This window comes from Bradyrhizobium sp. USDA 4353, assembly GCF_054063215.1.
Map to the genome: position 1 here is coordinate 3679238 of NZ_JBSSGB010000001.1, position 15531 is coordinate 3694768.

Annotated in this window: 14 protein-coding genes; 6 read left to right on the forward strand and 8 right to left on the reverse strand. The window is 65.7% G+C overall.

Features of this window, described 5'->3' with window-relative positions; genetic code table 11:
• Positions 1 to 78: 78 nt before the first annotated feature.
• Together ACVILH_RS16460 and ACVILH_RS16465 are read right to left on the reverse strand one after the other, a co-directional pair.
• On the reverse strand, positions 79 to 1380 hold the full coding sequence (locus tag ACVILH_RS16460; RefSeq protein WP_456713818.1) for an MFS transporter: 1302 nt from the start codon (positions 1378 to 1380) through the stop codon (positions 79 to 81).
• Complete coding sequence (locus ACVILH_RS16465; protein WP_456713819.1) at positions 1380 to 2174, reverse strand: hypothetical protein; 795 nt, start codon at positions 2172 to 2174, stop codon at positions 1380 to 1382. Before ACVILH_RS16465 ends, ACVILH_RS16460 begins: the two co-directional genes overlap by 1 nt.
• A gap of 19 nt (positions 2175 to 2193) precedes the next feature.
• Here ACVILH_RS16465 and ACVILH_RS16470 point away from each other — a divergent pair, with 19 nt between their 5' ends.
• The 3 genes from ACVILH_RS16470 to ACVILH_RS16480 all read left to right on the forward strand — a co-directional run bounded on the left by ACVILH_RS16470 (position 2194) and on the right by ACVILH_RS16480 (position 4111).
• Entirely contained in the window at positions 2194 to 3174 is a 981-nt protein-coding gene (locus ACVILH_RS16470; RefSeq protein WP_456713820.1) for a GlxA family transcriptional regulator, read from the forward strand.
• 260 nt (positions 3175 to 3434) lie between these two features.
• Positions 3435 to 3668 carry a hypothetical protein gene (locus tag ACVILH_RS16475; protein WP_456713821.1) on the forward strand — a complete coding sequence of 78 codons (234 nt, stop codon included), beginning with the start codon at positions 3435 to 3437 and terminating at the stop codon, positions 3666 to 3668.
• Positions 3669 to 3757: 89 nt separating this feature from the next.
• Complete coding sequence (locus tag ACVILH_RS16480; protein ID WP_456716997.1) at positions 3758 to 4111, forward strand: phasin; 354 nt, start codon at positions 3758 to 3760, stop codon at positions 4109 to 4111.
• Positions 4112 to 4226: 115 nt separating this feature from the next.
• Here ACVILH_RS16480 and ACVILH_RS16485 read toward each other — a convergent pair whose 3' ends face one another.
• The 3 genes from ACVILH_RS16485 to ACVILH_RS16495 form a co-directional block, all read right to left on the reverse strand.
• Entirely contained in the window at positions 4227 to 4541 is a 315-nt protein-coding gene (locus ACVILH_RS16485) for a c-type cytochrome (protein WP_456713822.1), read from the reverse strand.
• 153 nt (positions 4542 to 4694) lie between these two features.
• Entirely contained in the window at positions 4695 to 4829 is a 135-nt protein-coding gene (locus tag ACVILH_RS16490) for a hypothetical protein (RefSeq protein WP_256387675.1), read from the reverse strand.
• Between the two features lie 279 nt (positions 4830 to 5108).
• A complete protein-coding gene (locus ACVILH_RS16495) occupies positions 5109 to 5357 on the reverse strand; it encodes a hypothetical protein (RefSeq protein WP_456713823.1) in 249 nt (82 codons plus the stop codon).
• Between the two features lie 343 nt (positions 5358 to 5700).
• On the opposite strand from ACVILH_RS16495, the gene ACVILH_RS16500 reads away from it, so the two are divergent.
• Positions 5701 to 6813 carry an OpgC domain-containing protein gene (locus ACVILH_RS16500; RefSeq protein ID WP_456713824.1) on the forward strand — a complete coding sequence of 371 codons (1113 nt, stop codon included), beginning with the start codon at positions 5701 to 5703 and terminating at the stop codon, positions 6811 to 6813.
• A 6-nt stretch (positions 6814 to 6819) separates the two neighbouring features.
• Here the strand turns inward: ACVILH_RS16500 and ACVILH_RS16505 are convergent, their stop codons facing one another.
• Positions 6820 to 7080 (reverse strand): hypothetical protein, encoded by a 261-nt coding sequence (locus ACVILH_RS16505; RefSeq protein ID WP_456716998.1) that lies wholly within the window; start codon positions 7078 to 7080, stop codon positions 6820 to 6822.
• Positions 7081 to 7281: 201 nt separating this feature from the next.
• Between ACVILH_RS16505 and rocF the strand changes: the two genes are divergently transcribed.
• Complete coding sequence (rocF, locus tag ACVILH_RS16510) at positions 7282 to 8256, forward strand: arginase (RefSeq protein WP_456713825.1); 975 nt, start codon at positions 7282 to 7284, stop codon at positions 8254 to 8256.
• A 66-nt stretch (positions 8257 to 8322) separates the two neighbouring features.
• Here the strand turns inward: rocF and ACVILH_RS16515 are convergent, their stop codons facing one another.
• Together ACVILH_RS16515 and ACVILH_RS16520 are read right to left on the reverse strand one after the other, a co-directional pair.
• Positions 8323 to 9954 (reverse strand): NAD-dependent malic enzyme, encoded by a 1632-nt coding sequence (locus ACVILH_RS16515; RefSeq protein ID WP_456716999.1) that lies wholly within the window; start codon positions 9952 to 9954, stop codon positions 8323 to 8325.
• A 196-nt stretch (positions 9955 to 10150) separates the two neighbouring features.
• On the reverse strand, positions 10151 to 11455 hold the full coding sequence (locus tag ACVILH_RS16520) for an NRAMP family divalent metal transporter (RefSeq protein ID WP_456713826.1): 1305 nt from the start codon (positions 11453 to 11455) through the stop codon (positions 10151 to 10153).
• 112 nt (positions 11456 to 11567) lie between these two features.
• Between ACVILH_RS16520 and ACVILH_RS16525 the strand changes: the two genes are divergently transcribed.
• The gene (locus ACVILH_RS16525; protein WP_456713827.1) at positions 11568 to 15479 is read left to right on the forward strand and encodes an ATP-binding protein; all 3912 of its coding nucleotides are present in this window, start codon (positions 11568 to 11570) and stop codon (positions 15477 to 15479) included.
• Positions 15480 to 15531: the final 52 nt, after the last annotated feature.

Below are 15531 nucleotides of genomic sequence, written 5' to 3' on the forward strand. Positions count from 1 at the left end.
CCAGCTTCCGGCCTGATGGCTGGATCGGACTTCGTCCTTTCTCAAATACAAACGCGACATACTCACCCTCTCTGCTCTTTATATTTTTGTGCCCAGTATCAATTTGCGCCTCATCATCAGCGGGCCGACAATGCCCGGCAGCGACATCAGCAGAAGAATTGCGATCAGCGTGGCGTAGCCCGCGTCATTGGCGAGCTTGCTCGCGCTCGATCCGGCTGCGACATCGAGCCCGCTCGCGGCCACCATGGCGAAGGCGATGACCGGCTGCGCAAGGCCGGCGAACACGCCCGCGGATGTGGTGTTGATCGAGGCGCCGACGCCGATCCGTTCCGCCGTGTAGAGATGCTTGGTGCATTTCAGGATCAGAGGAACGGTGCCGCCCGCGACCAGGCCCAGCACGGCGAAGACGACGCCGACATAGATCAGGCCGAAGCCATGCGCGAGAGCCGGGAGCAGCATCGCAACCAACAGCATGCGCAGCAGGCTGATGCGGATCAGCGCCCCATCCAGCGACCGTGTCCGGTCGGCGGCATGGCCGAGAAAGATTGATCCGATCGCATTGCCAACCATGAAGGCGAGAAGGGGACCCCCGGCCGCCGACGGCGAGATTCCGAAATAGTGCGACACCATCGGAATGCCCCACACGCCCGCAAGCGTGGTGACAACTGCGAAGTGCGAGGCAAAGCTCATCGCGCAGCCCCAATTCGCAGCCGATCCGAGCGCATGCCAGCATGCCAGCAACACGCCTCGGAGCGTCGGGGGCTTCGCGTTGGGGGATGCCGGCTTCAAGGCGACGGAGGCGCAAGCGAGGTTGGCAAGGCCGATACAGGCGATGAAGAGGAAGCAGGCGCGCCAGCCGAAGCCCGTCACGGCGGCCGCGAGCGGTGTCGTGGCCACCACGCCGCCGGCATAGCCGGACACCTGGGAGATGCCGGACATCAGGCCGAAACGCTGGTCGGAGAAGCTCTGTGCGACGAGCTTGAGCAGCGCGGTGAACACCAGCGCATCGCCGCACGCCATGATCACGCGCGCGATGAAGACGTCGAGCAGATTGGGCGACAGCGCAAAGGCGGCACTGCCGAGCACGGAGGCCGTCATGCTGCAGAGGACGACGCGCTTGACGCCGAAGCGATCGACGAGCACGCCCGCCGGAATCTGCATCAGCGTGTAGCCCCAGAAGTAGCTCGAGGCGAGCATCGCGACGCCGGAGGCGTCGGTGCCGAAGTCCCGCATGAAGCTGAGGCCGATGGTCTGCGGCGACATGCGCTGCAGGAAGGCGATCGCATAGGCGAACGCGACCGTTCCCCACGCGACATAGGCGCGATCGGCAAACCGCGGCGGAGAGGAGGAGATGACGGCGTGTTGTCCGAGCACGGCCATCACACCCTCGCATAGCCGACGGAAAACAGGGCGTCGGCCGAGTTCGGGATGACCCGCGACATCGCCGTTTCGACCAGCGACGCCGTGCCGTGATAGTCCTGCCTGATGTGCTCGATATGTCCGTAGGCGCCGCGCATGATCATGCCGGGCACCTCGAGCGGCTTGCCCGGATAGAGCGTGGCGCACATCTCGACGCACGCCGCCTGCAGCTCGGGATCGGCCGCATCGTCGAGCAGCGAGGGCGCGACCTTCTCACAGATCTTGGCGTTGGCCGCCCAGACGATCGGATTGCGCGTGCGCCATCCGTAAAGGATCTCCTTGCTGCGAGCAGCACAGCCGGGGTGCTTGAGAATCTGCGACGTGAAGAACCCATACAGACCACGGCCCTGGTGCGCGGGCAGCACTTCGGTCCCACTGCGGTAGATGGCCAGCCGCTGTGCGATGGTCATCACGCGATAGACGGAGAAGGCCACCAGCCCGATGTGATCGTAGACCAGAACGAGGCTGTATTTGCTGTCGAATGGCGATGCCGCCGCAGTCCAGTGAGGTTCGATTGCTTTCCAGTTAATGGCAATGATCGAATTCATCGCATCCATGATCGGTCGCCGATCGGACTCGGCAATCTCGGACGCGTCGGGGAAGCTGTAGACGGTGTAGTCGTCCCAGGGCGAAGCGACGGTCGGATAGTGGCCGTCCAGGTTGTGCGACATCGCGTGAACTCCAACACTGCACGTTGAGCTATACAGGCCGCGCTCCGATGGCTTAAAGGACAATATGCCCTCGAATTCTGCCAACTCCGTCCGACGTGCCGCAATGCGGCGAGACAGCGCCGAGCGACGGCTGGCGATCTTCGCTTTTCCGGGAGTGACGCTGCTCGATGTCTCCGGGCCGGCCCAGGTGTTCGCCGAGCTCAGCGAGATCGAGCTGCCGGGCCCGGGCTATGCGTTGACCTACGTCTCCAGGGAGGGTGGCCTGGTGCCGACCGATGTCGGCCTGATGATCGACACCGCGCCGCTGTCGGCGATGAACCCGCGGGAGATCGATACGCTGCTGATCCCGGGCGGGCCGGGCATCTGGAAGCTGCGGCAGGACGAGACCGCGATGCAATGGATCGGCGAGGTGCTCCCCGGCGCCCGACGCATCGCCTCGGTCTGCCTCGGTGCGTTTGCCCTGGCGTGGGTCGGAGCTCTCGAAGGCAAGCGGGCCGCGACACATTGGCGCTACTGCCCGCGGCTGCAGGACAGCTTCCCCAACGTGAAGGTGGAGCCGGACGCGATCTTCGTGCAGGACGGGCGCGTGTGGTCATCGGCGGGCGTCAGCGCCGGCATCGATCTGGCGCTCGCGATGATCGAGGAGGATTTCGGCCACACCATCGCGCTCGACGTGGCGCGGCGGCTCGTCGTGTTCCTGAAGCGGCCGGGCGGGCAGAGTCAGTTCTCGACCGTGCTGGCGGCGCAAGCCTCCGACGTCGAGGGCCGCTTCAGCGCGCTGCATGCCTGGATCATCGAGAACATCGCCAGCGATCTCCGTGTGGAAGCGCTGGCGGCGAAAGCGGGCATGACGCCGCGGACCTTTGCGCGCACCTATGCCAGCCGGACCGGCATGACGCCGGCCCAGGGCGTGGAGGCGCTGAGAGTGGAGACGGCGCGGCTGCTGCTCGAAAGCCGCCAGGTCGACAGCGTCGTGGAAGTGGCCAAGCGGGCCGGCTTCGGCGATGACGAGCGCATGCGGCGCGCCTTCCTGCGGCATCTCGGTGTGTCGCCCTCGGAGTATCGCCGCCGCTTCTCCGGGTGACACCGGATGCGCGGCGCGGCTACGGTCGTCGCCGAGGCGTTTCGCTTTGCTTTCAGGTTAATCCCGCTGCGCGCGTTGGGGCCGCGGCGGCCGCGCCGTCTGCGATCGATCTAAGGCTTCAGTAAAATGCCGCGTGTATAAAAGCGAAAATTGAATCCGTTTGCAGACGCAGCGGGGACAGGCCAATGACCAACATCGTTCCCTTTCGCCCGCGAGCCGTCTCGCCTCATGCCAGGCTCATGACGGCTCATGAGGAGGCCGTGGCCGTTGCGGCCAGCGGCGCCAGCCGGCTCGAGGCACCGCGTCGCAGTGCTCTTGCACCGCGAGACGATCTCAGGAGAACGGTGCTGCTGCTCGATCTTGCTTTGCAGCACGCACGAGAGCTGTCGGACCTCGTGACCGATGAGCGGATGCGCAGCCTGTTCGATCGGCATCTCGCCGCGATCGAGTATTCATTGCAGATCGCGCGCGATCGCATGGCGGCGTCCTCCTAGTAGCCGCGCTCGAGTCGCCATCCGATGCATTTGCACGGCGACGCGGCAGGCCGAATATGGTAGTTGGGTCGGTCGTGGAGGACGCAACAATGACCCAAACCAAACTGGAAGTGCCCGCCGAACTGCGCGACCTCGCGGAAAAGACCATCGCGCAGGCGGAACGGGCCTTCGAGATGTTCTTTGACGCGGCCGGCAAATCGATCTCGACGGTTCCGGGACCCGCCGCCGACATGTCCAAGCAGGCTCTCACCCTCACCGAGCAGAACATCAAGACCGCCTTCGAGCATGCACGAAAGCTCGTTCATGCGACCGAATTGGAAGAGGCGATGCGGATCCAGTCCGAATTCCTGCGCAGCCAGTTCACCAACGCAGGCGAGCATATGAAGACGATCACAAGCAGCATCATGTCTGCTGCGAGCAAGGCGACTGAGCCCAAGTCCTGAGCCCGAGTCCTGAGCACAAGGCCTGAGTGACACCAGGGCCGTTGCGGTGCGACGGCCATCGGAGACGGCATCGGCGGCCGTTGGGCCGCCGTCACGCACAGGCCGGATTGGCGGGTTACTTGCGCAGCGAGCCGATATAGGCGGCGATGTCGGCCGCTTCCAGCCGGTTGAGCGGGAAGCTCGGCATCTTCGGGTGCGGGTCGAGCAGGAAGAAGGCGACCTTCTCAGGCGTGAAGTCCGCCTTCCGCGCGATCTCCGCGAAGGAGGGAACGTCCGCGCTGGCCTGCTTCTGCGTGCCTTCGATGAGGTGGCATGAGGCGCACCAGCGTCGCGCGAGGTCGGCGCCATGATCCGCGTCGGCGGCCCGAACCGATGTCGAGGCCGCGATTGCCGCCACAAGCGTCACAACTCTGATCATCAATGCGCGCATCCAAGAACTCCCGAGCGTGTCTGTGTTGGGGACGAGCCAGCGTCCGTCGCTGAGGGAAGGATGGTGGCTTCCGAGGGGGATTGTCGCAACGAAGATGCTTTCTTCGTCGCGTATCGGTGAAGGTGCGGGGCTGCGCTGCCGAGATCCGCAGCGTCAGTTACAGCACGACCTGGGAAAATGGGACAGGTCGATTCGGCTGACGATCGACTTCAGCAGGCTGCCGAGCCGGCGCAGCCAAGTCGGATGGGGCGAGGGAACAGCCGTCAGTTCGTCTGCAACGTAGGACATCTCGCGCCCTCCCTGTCGCTCAGCAATTTCCCGGTGCACGTATTGACGAGGTGCAGGCGCCCGCATGCTGGACATGCGACCGCCTCGTAGCAATCGGCATGGTCGGCGAGCGACGTCGCAGCCAAGCCGATCTGCACATTCGACCCCGTCTGGGAGCAGCGAAAAACGAGAGTTTCCATGACCTGACCATGACGGATCACGGCGCAAAAGCCTTGATCTGTCTCAACAGGCTGGAAACGGCTCTCTCGGCCGATGGCGTGCTTGAGAGGACGCGAGCGGTCAGGTCAGACCGTGGGAGGTCGCCTTGGCCAGTTCCATGCGCTCGGCCACGCTCGCCGCGGGAACCGCGCCGGTCTGGCTTGCGCGCAACGCGGCATCGATCTTCGACTTCACGCGCCGCGCCGCCAGCGCCGCGAGCCTGGTCTGGGTGCGTCCGGTTTTGACCTGGTCGCCGAACTCGTACCGCCATTCCCAAATGTCCGGCTCAGCAGTCGCGACGACCGTATATTGGACACCTCGGTGGATCACGGAACCCCCCTTTAACACTTCCACTGCAAGTCAACGTCTAACCAACCTACAATCAATCCGGGCAACTACGGGACTGGAACAATTGCCACCGGAGCGACGGTAATTTGGTTAACACCACCATCCCGACAATGTTCCGCGCGCTTCGCATTTCTCGTGCATTTTCTGTGGCGCGCGCGACTGGCGCGAGTGGGGGAGTTCCGTGACATCGCAACTGCGTGGGGCTGGTGAAAAAATGGCACGACATCTGGCGGCGACGTTCAGTGCCCTACATGCTTGGCGATGAAAGGCGAGGCTCGAATTGATGGCGTTTGATCGTCCGTCGGCGCACGCAAATGTTGGCGTCATGCAAGGCCGCAACGGCCGTCGCGACCTCCGGCTCGATGCGTGCCGCGGCTTGGCGCTGTGGTTCATCTTCGTCGATCACGTGCCGGACAATTCGCTGGCCTGGCTGACGTTGCGCAATTACGGCTTCAGCGACACGTCGGAAGTTTTCGTCTTCATCTCCGGCTACACCTGCATGCTGGCCTATGGCGGCGCGGTCGGGACGCAGGGGTGGGCAACGACGGTGGTGCGCGCGTTGCGCCGGGCGTGGGAAATCTATGCGGCGTTCCTGGTGCTGCTGCTCGCCTATGCGGCGCTGGTGTGGGTGATCGGCGGCGGCACCCGCTACGTCGACGAGACCAACACCGGGTTCTTCTTCCGCGAGCCGGGTCCCACGCTGGTGCATGTCGCACTGTTGCAGTTCGCGCCCGTCAACACCGACATCCTGCTGACCTTCGTGATCCTGCACATCTGCTTTCCCATCGTGCTGTGGCTCATGATGAGCAGCGCGACGGTGACGCTGGTCCTCTCGTTCCTGCTGTATCTGATGGTTCAGCTGTTCAGCTGGCAGGTGCCGGCATGGCCGAGCGGCGAGCTGTATTTCAATCCGTTCGCTTGGCAGTTCCTGTTCGTGATCGGCGCTTGGTACGCTTATGTCGGCGCCTCGCACCTGCGGCCGATCCTGAACTCGCGGGCGCTGTTGCTGATCGCGCTCGTCTATCTCGCGTTCAGCCTGCTCATCGCGCTGAGCTGGGAGTTCAAGAGTCTCGAAAGCCTGGTCCCGCAAGCGATCACCAGCCTGATCTATCCGATCTACAAGAGCCATCTGGCTCCCGTTCGGCTGCTGCATTTCCTGTCGCTGGCCTTCGTTGTCTCGCGGCTGGCGCCGTTGGAGTGGAAGGGACCGGTGCGCCCGCTGATGGCGGCGATGATCAGGTGCGGTGAGAACTCGCTGTCGATCTATTGCCTCGGCGTGCTGCTGGCGTTCCTGGGCCAGGTCGTGCTGACGGACGTCTCGAGCGGCTTCGCCATGCAGCTCGCGATCAGCCTCACAGGCATCGCGATCATGGTCGTCGCGGCGACGCTGCTGACCTGGGAGTCACAGCTCGACCGCCGCGGGCCGCGGTTGTTCTGATGGCTGTCAGCGCCGCCGTGCGACGGCGACGCCGCACAGGAAGGCAACGAGCAGGCTCGCCAGCGGAGCCTCGCGCGTGATCGCGCTCAAGGTGGACAGGGCTGTCCCGGGACGTCGCGCCTCGTGTGCCGCCCGGCTCAGCCGGTCGACGGCGGCACCCAGGGTGCCCATCATCTCGCCGAGCGAACGGGACATGTCGGTCGCCGTGTCGAGCGCGCGTTCGGCGACGCCCGGCTGCGGAGGTGGTTCGAACGGTTCGCTGCTCACTTTCGTTGCCTTCTCGACGCCCATCGGCCGGATTGAGATGTCACCCTCGGCGCGATTCGACCGCGGGCGCTGACGCTCCAGGAAATGCCGGGTGGCCCGATTGGTTCCGGAGACCTTGAATCCGGTGGACCGTCGAACGGGGGCGGGTCATTCGAGCCCGAGACCCGTTATGCTCGGGTGTGCGTGTGAAAGGATCTCGCCTTGGCTTCATCAGAGACAGCATTGCCGCATCGCATCGCCGTGCTCGGCGCGCCCATCGATCTCGGCGCCTCCGTGCGCGGCACGCTGATGGGCCCGGCCGCGCTGCGAACGGCGGGACTCATCACGGTGCTCGAGAGTCTCGGCCTCGAGGTGACCGACTACGGTGATGTCGGCATTTCGGATGTGCCCGAGCTCGACGACGAGCTGCCGGCCAATGCCAAGCATTATCGGCAGATCCAGCGCTGGTCGCGGGTGCTGGCGCGGCGCAGCCATGAATTAGCGCAGACCGGCGCCATCCCCGTCTTCATCGGCGGCGACCATTCGTTGTCGATGGGATCGGTCAACGGCATCGCCCGTCACTGCCGCGAGACCGGGCGAGAGTTGTTCGTGCTCTGGCTCGACGCGCACGCGGACTACAATACGCCGCAGACGACGATCACCGCGAATATGCACGGCATGTCGGCGGCCTTCTTGTGTGGCGAGCCCGGTCTCGACCGCCTGCTCGGCGACGAGCCGCGCGTCGGCATTGCATCGGCGCAGCTCGAATTGTTCGGCATCCGCTCGATCGACAAGGCGGAGAAGGAGCTCTTGCGGCTGCGCCAGGTCAGCATCGCCGACATGCGCGCGATTGATGAGTTCGGCGTCGCGGTCTTGATGCGTCGGGTGATCGACAAGGTGCGCGCACGAAATGGCGTGCTGCATGTCAGCTTCGACGTCGACTTCCTCGATCCCGACGTGGCGCCGGGGGTCGGCACGACTGTCCCGGGCGGCGCGACCTACCGCGAGGCGCATCTGATCATGGAGATGCTGCACGATTCAGGGCTGGTCCGCTCGGTCGATATCGTCGAGCTCAATCCCTTCCTCGACGACCGCGGCAAGACGGCGCGCGTCGCGGTCGAGCTGATCGGCAGCCTGTTCGGCCAGCAGATCACGGACCGGCCGACGCCGAGCAACGCGATCGTGCCGGAGGCCTAGTCCCGCGTGCGGATCGTTGCCGCAGAGCGCGGATGCCTTCATGCGAAGGCATCCGCGTGATTGGGATCAGTAGCGCGCGTCGTACATCTTCGATTCGACGAAGCCGAGCAGATCATTGGGCGCAGGCCCGGTGGCCAGCCCGTTCTGATAGGCGACGCCAGCAACCGCAGCACCGATATGGGCTGACACCTCGCGGATGCGCGGCAAGGCCGGATACAGGCTGCCCTGTTCGAGATCGGCGCCGGTCACGCAGTTCGCAAGCGTGTGAGCTGCGGCCATGAACATCTCGTCCGTGACGAGGCGGGCGCCGCTGGCGATGGCGCCGAGGCCGACGCCGGGGAAGATGTAGGAGTTGTTGCCCTGGCGCGGCACGAAGGTCTTGCCGTCGAGCTTGACCGGATCATACGGGCTGCCGCAGGCGAACAGCGCGCGTCCCTGGGTGTAGCGATAGGCCGCCTCCGCCGAGCACTCCGCCTTCGAGGTCGGATTGGACAGCGCGAAGATGATCGGGCGCTCGTTGAGCTCCGCCATCGTCTCCAGCACCTCCGGCGTGAAGGCGCCGCCGACTGCGGCGACGCCAATGATCGCCGTCGGCTTGAGCGTCTTGATCGCGGACAGGAAGTCGCCGATCGGGGCCTGATCATGCGCATAGCGCAGCTTGTGGCCGTGCAGATTGTCGCGGCCCTTGATGACGAGGCCTCGGGAGTCGGTGAGCCAATTGCGGCGCAGCGCCTCGGCCTCGGACAGGCCTTCGGCCATCATCGCAGAGACGACGAGATCGGCGATGCCGGTGGCTGCCTCGCCGGCGCCGAGGAACAGCACGGTCTGGTCGCGCAACTTGCCGCCGGTGATGCGCAGCGCCGAGAACAGGCCGGCGAGCGCCACGGCCGCGGTGCCCTGGATATCGTCGTTGAAGACGCAGGCGTCGTCGCGGTATTTGTGCAGCAGCTTGAACGCGGCGTGGTTGGCAAAATCCTCGAACTGGATCAGCACGCCCGGGAAGGCCGCGCGGGCGGCGGTCATGAACTCGTCGACGAACGAATCGTAAGCTTCGCCCGTCAGGCGCTTCTGCCGCAGGCCAATGTAGTAGGGGTCGGCGAGCAGCTCCTCATTGTTGGTGCCGACGTCGAGCATGACCGGCAGACAGTCCTCGGGATGGATGCCGGCGCAGGCCGAGTACAGCGACAGTTTGCCGACCGGAATGCCCATGCCATTGGCACCGAGATCGCCGAGGCCGAGAATGCGCTCGCCGTCGGTGACGACGATCAGCCTGGCGCGATACGGCCAGTTGGCGAGGATCTCGGCGATTCGGCCGCGATCATTGGCGGAGATGAACAGGCCGCGCGGACGCTGGAAGATCAGGCCGTATTTCTGGCAGGCGAGCCCGACGGTCGGCGTGTAGATCAGCGGCTGAATCTCGTCGATGTTGTCGCAGACGACGCGGAAGAACAAGGCCTCGTTGCGGTCGTGCAGCGCGTTGAGCGCGACGTACTTCTCGAGGTCATTGGACAGGCTGCGCAGGTTGACCAGGATGCGCTCGGCCTGGGCCTGCATCGACATGACGCCAGCGGGCAGGAAGCCGCGCAGGCCGAGCGCGTCGCGCTCCTGCTCGGTGAAGCCGGTGCCCTTGTTGAGCAGCGGGTCGCGCAGCAGCGTCAGCCCGCGCGGGGAATAGGTGGACAGCGGCGGTGCGCTCATACGTTGCGGTTGGGTCAAGGCAATCTCCGAGGTGCTTTGTTCGAGCCTCGCCATTCCGGAGCGCGCCGGCGTTGATCGGCGTCAACGGCGGCGGGATGGCGGGAACGGACTGTTAACACAGTTTACGTTCCGCGTTGCACCAATGACGTTGTGCAACTGCGTTGCGGAGGACGCAGACGGAGCTGGCAGAATTGCTCTAGGCCGGGCCTGTGACGAATGACCACAGCAGCGCCAGCACGGCGACCGCCATGATCGCGGTGCCGACCCAGCCGAGGCCGATCAGCCAGGAGCGGGCGCGGAAGCGGCCCATCACTCCGGTGTTTGAGACGATGACCATCATCATCGCCATGATCGGCACGGCGGCGATGCCGTTGAGCACCGCGCTCCACACCAGCATGTGGATGGAGTCGATGCCGGTGAAGCCGAGGCCGAAGCCGATCAGCGTCGCGGCGGCGATGATGCTGTAGAACCCCGCGGCCTCATCCGGCTTGGCCTCCAGGGTCGCGTGCCAGCCGAAGATCTCGGCGACGCCATAAGCGGCCGATCCCGCCAGCACAGGGATCGCCAGCAGGCCGGTGCCGATGATGCCGAGCGCGAACAGCAGGAAGGTGAAGTCGCCGGCGAGCGGGCGCAGCGCCTCAGCCGCCTGCGTCGCCGAGTCGATCTTCGTGATCCCGTGGCCGTGCAGGACGGTCGCGGTCGTCAGGATGATGAAGAAGGCGATCGCATTCGAGAAGACCATGCCGATCGTGGTGTCGATGCGCATGCGCCGCAGCTCGGGATGATGCTTCTTCGAAAGCTCGCGCAAGGGGCGGTCGACCTTGCCCTGGTTCATCTCCTCGACCTCCTGTGAGGCCTGCCAGAAAAACAGATAGGGGCTGATGGTGGTGCCGAGCACGGCGACCACGGTCAGCAGATAGTCGGCATCCGTCGATGGGCTCGGCCAGACCGCAGCGAGCAGCGCGGTGCTCCAGGGCACCTTGACCATCAATGCGGTGGCCACATAGGCGAACAGGCTGAGTGTGAGGACCTTGATGAAGGGTGCGTAGCGCCGGTAAGGCAGGAAGACCTGCAGTAAGGTCGATGCGGCGGCGAAGATCAGCGCATGCTCGTGGTTGAGGCCGCCGATCACGAGCGACAGCGATTCGGCCATGGCGGCAATGTCGGCCGCGATGTTGAACGTGTTGGCGCCGACGAGCAGGGCGACGAGCCCGAAGACGATCCAGCGTGGCGCGAGCGCGCTGATGTTGGCTGCAAGTCCCTTGCCGGTGACACGGCCGATGCGCGCGCTCACCAGCTGGATGGCGATCATGAACGGCGTCGTGAGAAACACCGTCCACAGCAGGCCGTGGCCGAACTGCGCGCCGGCCTGGGAGTAGGTGGCGATGCCAGAGGGGTCATCGTCGGCGGCTCCCGTAACGAGACCAGGACCCAGCAGGCGGAAAACGCTCCAGGCCGATTTCTTCGGCTTGTTCGGCTCGGATGCAACGATCATCGTCACGGCGGCGTCCCCGAGTAAGCTTATGTTACTCGAAGTCGCAGCGGGCCCTTTTTGTTCCGGGCCCTGGAACCGCAAGGGAATACCAGCGTTTGTCATCGCGTCGTGGTTTGCGATGGGGGAGCGTTTGCCGGATCAGCGGCAACCAGTGGGTGATGAGGGGCTCGGCTCCGCCGAGCGCGAGCGGCTTTTCTCCGGCGGCAGCGAGCTGGCCGGATTGATGCTGCAGTTCGATTGGGCGAGCACGTCGATCGGACCTCCCGAGCACTGGCCTCAGAGCCTGAAAACCGCTGTCAGGATCATGCTCACCTCGCAGCAGCCGATCTGGATCGGCTGGGGGCGGGAGCTGATCTATCTCTACAACGACCCCTACAAGGCGATCATCGGCGGCAAGCATCCCTGGGCGCTCGGACGTCCGACCTCGGTGGTCTGGCACGAGATCTGGGAGGACATCGGCCCGTTGCTCGCCAAGGCAAGCGGCGGCGACCAGGGGACCTATGTCGAGGCCCAGCTCTTGATCATGGAGCGCAACGGCTTTCCCGAGGAGACGTACTACACGTTCTCCTACAGTCCCATTCCCGACGATGACGGGTCGCCGGGCGGCATCTTCTGCGCCAATACGGACGACACTCAACGCGTCATCAGCGAGCGCCAACTGGCGCTGCTGCGCGCGCTGGCCAACGCCGGCGCCGAGGCGCGCAGCGTCGACCAGGCGTGCGCGAGCTGTGCACGCGCTCTGGCGGGGGAGCCCCGCGATCTTCCATTCGTGATGATCTACATGATCGAGCCGGATGGCCAGGCAGCAAGGCTCGAGGCCTTGACCGGGATCGGCCGCGATCATCCGGCCGTGCGGCCAAGGCTGCTGGTCCGGTCGGACGAGATGTGGCCGCTGGCTGAGGCATTGCGTCAGCAGGCTGCGGTCCGGGTCGGCGATCTCACGCAACTGGCCGGCGTCCCTTTCCCAAGCGGCGGCTGGCGCCAGCCACCGCGGCAGGCGGTGGTGATTCCGCTGGCCCCCTCCGGCGAGGCCGGGCAGGGCGGGTTCGTGATCGCCGGCCTCAACCCGTTCCGTCTTTACGACGAGAGCTACGCACGCTTCCTGAACCTGGTGGCCGGGCAGATTGCGGCCGCCGTCAGCAATGGCGGGGCCTACGCAGCCGAACGCCGCCGCGCCGAGGCGCTCGCCGAGGTCGATCGCGCGAAGACCGCGTTCTTCTCCAATATCAGCCACGAGTTTCGCACGCCGCTGACCTTGATGCTCAGTCCGCTGGAGGACATGCTCGCACGCGACGGGGCCGGGATCGGCGCGGCGGAGCGCGCGGTTCTCGACCTCGTTCACCGCAACGGCATACGTCTTCTCAAGCTCGTCAACACGCTGCTGGACTTCTCGCGGATCGAGGCCGGTCGGATGACGGCGAGCTTCGAGCCGGTGGATCTCGCCGCCTTCACCGCCGAGCTCGTCTCGAGCTTCCGCGCGGCGACCGATCGCGCCGGGCTCCGTCTGCTGATCGACGCCGAGGCTCTGTCCGAGCCGGTCCATGTCGATCGCGACATGTGGGAGAAGATCGTCCTCAACCTCGTCTCCAATGCGTTCAAGTTCACGTTCGAGGGCGAGATCGCGGTGTCCGTTGGACTCTCGGCCGACCGCCGCCGTGCCGAGCTCAGGGTGCGCGACACCGGCACCGGCATTCCGAGAGAAGAGCTGCAACATCTGTTCGAGCGGTTTCGCCGCATCGAGGGCGCGCGCGGTCGCTCCTTCGAGGGCAGCGGCATCGGCCTTGCGCTGGTGCAGGAGCTGGTGAAGCTCCATGGTGGTGAGATCACCGCCGAGAGCGAGCTCGGCCGTGGCTCCGTGTTCTCTGTGCGCATTCCACTGGGGACGGCACATCTGCCTGCGGGCCAGCTCAGCACCGCGCATCGGCAGGCCGCCGCGACGCAGCGCGCGCAGGCCTATATCGACGAGGCGCTGGGCTGGCTGAATGGCGACAGGCCGGTCGAGCTGCCGCATCCTTCCGCATCCGACGATCTTGGGGTTCGCACCACCGCGGCCTCGGGGCGGGATCGCGTGGTGCTCGCGGACGACAATCCGGACATGCGCGATTATGTGCGCCGGCTGCTCGACGAGGACTATGAGGTCGAAGCCGTCTCCGACGGCAAGGCCGCGCTGCAAGCCGTTCGCCGGCGCCGTCCTGATCTCGTGCTGACCGACGTCATGATGCCGCAGCTCGACGGCTTCGGTCTGCTGCAGGCGCTACGCAGCGACGCGCAGCTGCGCGACATTCCCGTCGTCATCCTGTCCGCGCGGGCCGGCGAGGAAGCCAAGGTCGAGGGGCTGGATGCCGGCGCCAGCGACTATCTCAGCAAGCCGTTCAGCGCGCGGGAGCTGCTCGCGCGCGTGCGCGCCAATATCGATCTGGGGCGCGTCCGACGGGAGGCGGAGACCACGTTGCGCGAGCTGAACGAACGTCTCGAGGCGCAGGTGCTCGAGCGGACCGCGGAGCTGCAGGCCAAGGAGGCGCGGCTCCGCACCATCTTCGAGGCGAGCTACACGTTTCAGGCCCTGTTGTCCGCGGATGGCACGCTGCTGGACGCCAACGCCACCTTGCTCGAGGCGATCGCCGCGCCGCTGAACGAGGTTGTCGGTCAGCCGTTCTGGCTGACGCCCTGGTTCGCGGGCACTCCCGGGATGTCCGACGTGATCCGGTCACTGGTCGAGGCCGTGGCCCGCGGCGACGAGGCGCGACGGGAGCTCCAGCTCGATCTGCCGGTCGGCGGCTGGCGATGGTTCGATTTTCAGATGCGGCCGGTGCGCGACGAGACCGGGCAGGTCGTGGCCATCGTGCCCGAGGCGGTCGAGCTGACGGAGCGCCGCAAGGCGGAGGAGGCGTTCCGGCAGGCGCAGAAGATGGAGGCGATCGGCCAGCTCACCGGCGGCGTCGCGCACGACTTCAACAATCTGCTGACCGTGATCAGATCATCGGCCGATCTGCTGCGCCGGCGGCAATTGTCGCCGGAGCGGATGCGGCGCTATGTCGATGCGATCTCCGATACGGCCGATCGCGCCGCCAAGCTGACCGGGCAGCTGCTCGCCTTTGCGCGTCGGACGCCGATGGAGCGCCGGGTGTTCGACGCGGCCGGGCATATCGAGCAGATCGAGGACATGCTGCAGACCGTGCTCGGGGCGCCCGCCGTGATCGAGCTCGACCTACGGGCACGGCCGTTACCAATCGATGTCGACGTCAATCAGTTCGAGACCGCTCTCGTCAACCTCGTCGCCAATGCGCGCGACGCGATGAACGGCCGCGGCGTGCTGACCATCCGCGGTGAGCTCGTGTCGCACGAGGATGCGGGCGGGCAGACGCAATGCGTCGCGATCGCGGTCAGCGATACCGGCTGCGGCATCGCGCCCGATCAGATCGACCGCATCTTCGAGCCGTTCTTCACCACGAAGGGCGTCGGCCGCGGCACGGGGCTCGGCTTGTCCCAGGTCTACGGCTTCGTTCATCAGTCCGGCGGCCGTGTCCTGGCCGAGAGCGAGCTGGGCAAGGGAACGACGCTGACCTTGCTGCTCCCGCTGACGCACAAGCCGCTGGGGCCGCGGGAGCGGACCGAGCATCATGCCGAGGTGCTCGCTGCGCGCTGGAACGTGCTGGTGGTCGAGGACAACCCGGAAATCGGGGAGTTCTCGACGCAACTGCTCGAAGACCTCGGCTATCGCACCGTGCTGGCGCGCAGCGGCCTCGATGCGCTGCGGATGATCGAGGACAATCCCGGCGGCTTCGACCTCGTGCTCAGCGACGTCGTGATGCCGGGCATGGACGGCGTGACGCTCGGCCAGGAGATCCGGCGGCGGCTGCCGATGATTCCGATCGTGCTCAACAGCGGCTACAGCGACGTGCTGGCCGATGGCGACCGGCACGGCTTCAGCCTGATCCACAAGCCCTATTCGGTGGACGAGCTGTCGCGGGTGCTTCGCCAAGTGATGGCTGCGCGCGGCGCCGGTCCGACGGCGTCGCCGCCCGAGTAGACCCGCCGGCGGCGATCCCCGGTTCTTTAGGACGCGCACCGCGATCGACGCT

What these genes read in the sequence shown, in the direction of transcription:
- ACVILH_RS16470 (WP_456713820.1), top strand. Translation starts at nt 2,194, where the DNA reads ATGCGGCGAGACAGCGCCGAGCGACGGCTGGCGATCTTCGCTTTTCCG.
- ACVILH_RS16460 (WP_456713818.1), bottom strand. Translation starts at nt 1,380, where the DNA reads ATGGCCGTGCTCGGACAACACGCCGTCATCTCCTCCTCTCCGCCGCGG.
- ACVILH_RS16485 (WP_456713822.1), bottom strand. Translation starts at nt 4,541, where the DNA reads ATGCGCGCATTGATGATCAGAGTTGTGACGCTTGTGGCGGCAATCGCG.
- ACVILH_RS16480 (WP_456716997.1), top strand. Translation starts at nt 3,758, where the DNA reads ATGACCCAAACCAAACTGGAAGTGCCCGCCGAACTGCGCGACCTCGCG.
- ACVILH_RS16490 (WP_256387675.1), bottom strand. Translation starts at nt 4,829, where the DNA reads ATGTCCTACGTTGCAGACGAACTGACGGCTGTTCCCTCGCCCCATCCG.
- ACVILH_RS16500 (WP_456713824.1), top strand. Translation starts at nt 5,701, where the DNA reads ATGCAAGGCCGCAACGGCCGTCGCGACCTCCGGCTCGATGCGTGCCGC.
- ACVILH_RS16515 (WP_456716999.1), bottom strand. Translation starts at nt 9,954, where the DNA reads ATGAGCGCACCGCCGCTGTCCACCTATTCCCCGCGCGGGCTGACGCTG.
- ACVILH_RS16525 (WP_456713827.1), top strand. Translation starts at nt 11,568, where the DNA reads ATGGGGGAGCGTTTGCCGGATCAGCGGCAACCAGTGGGTGATGAGGGG.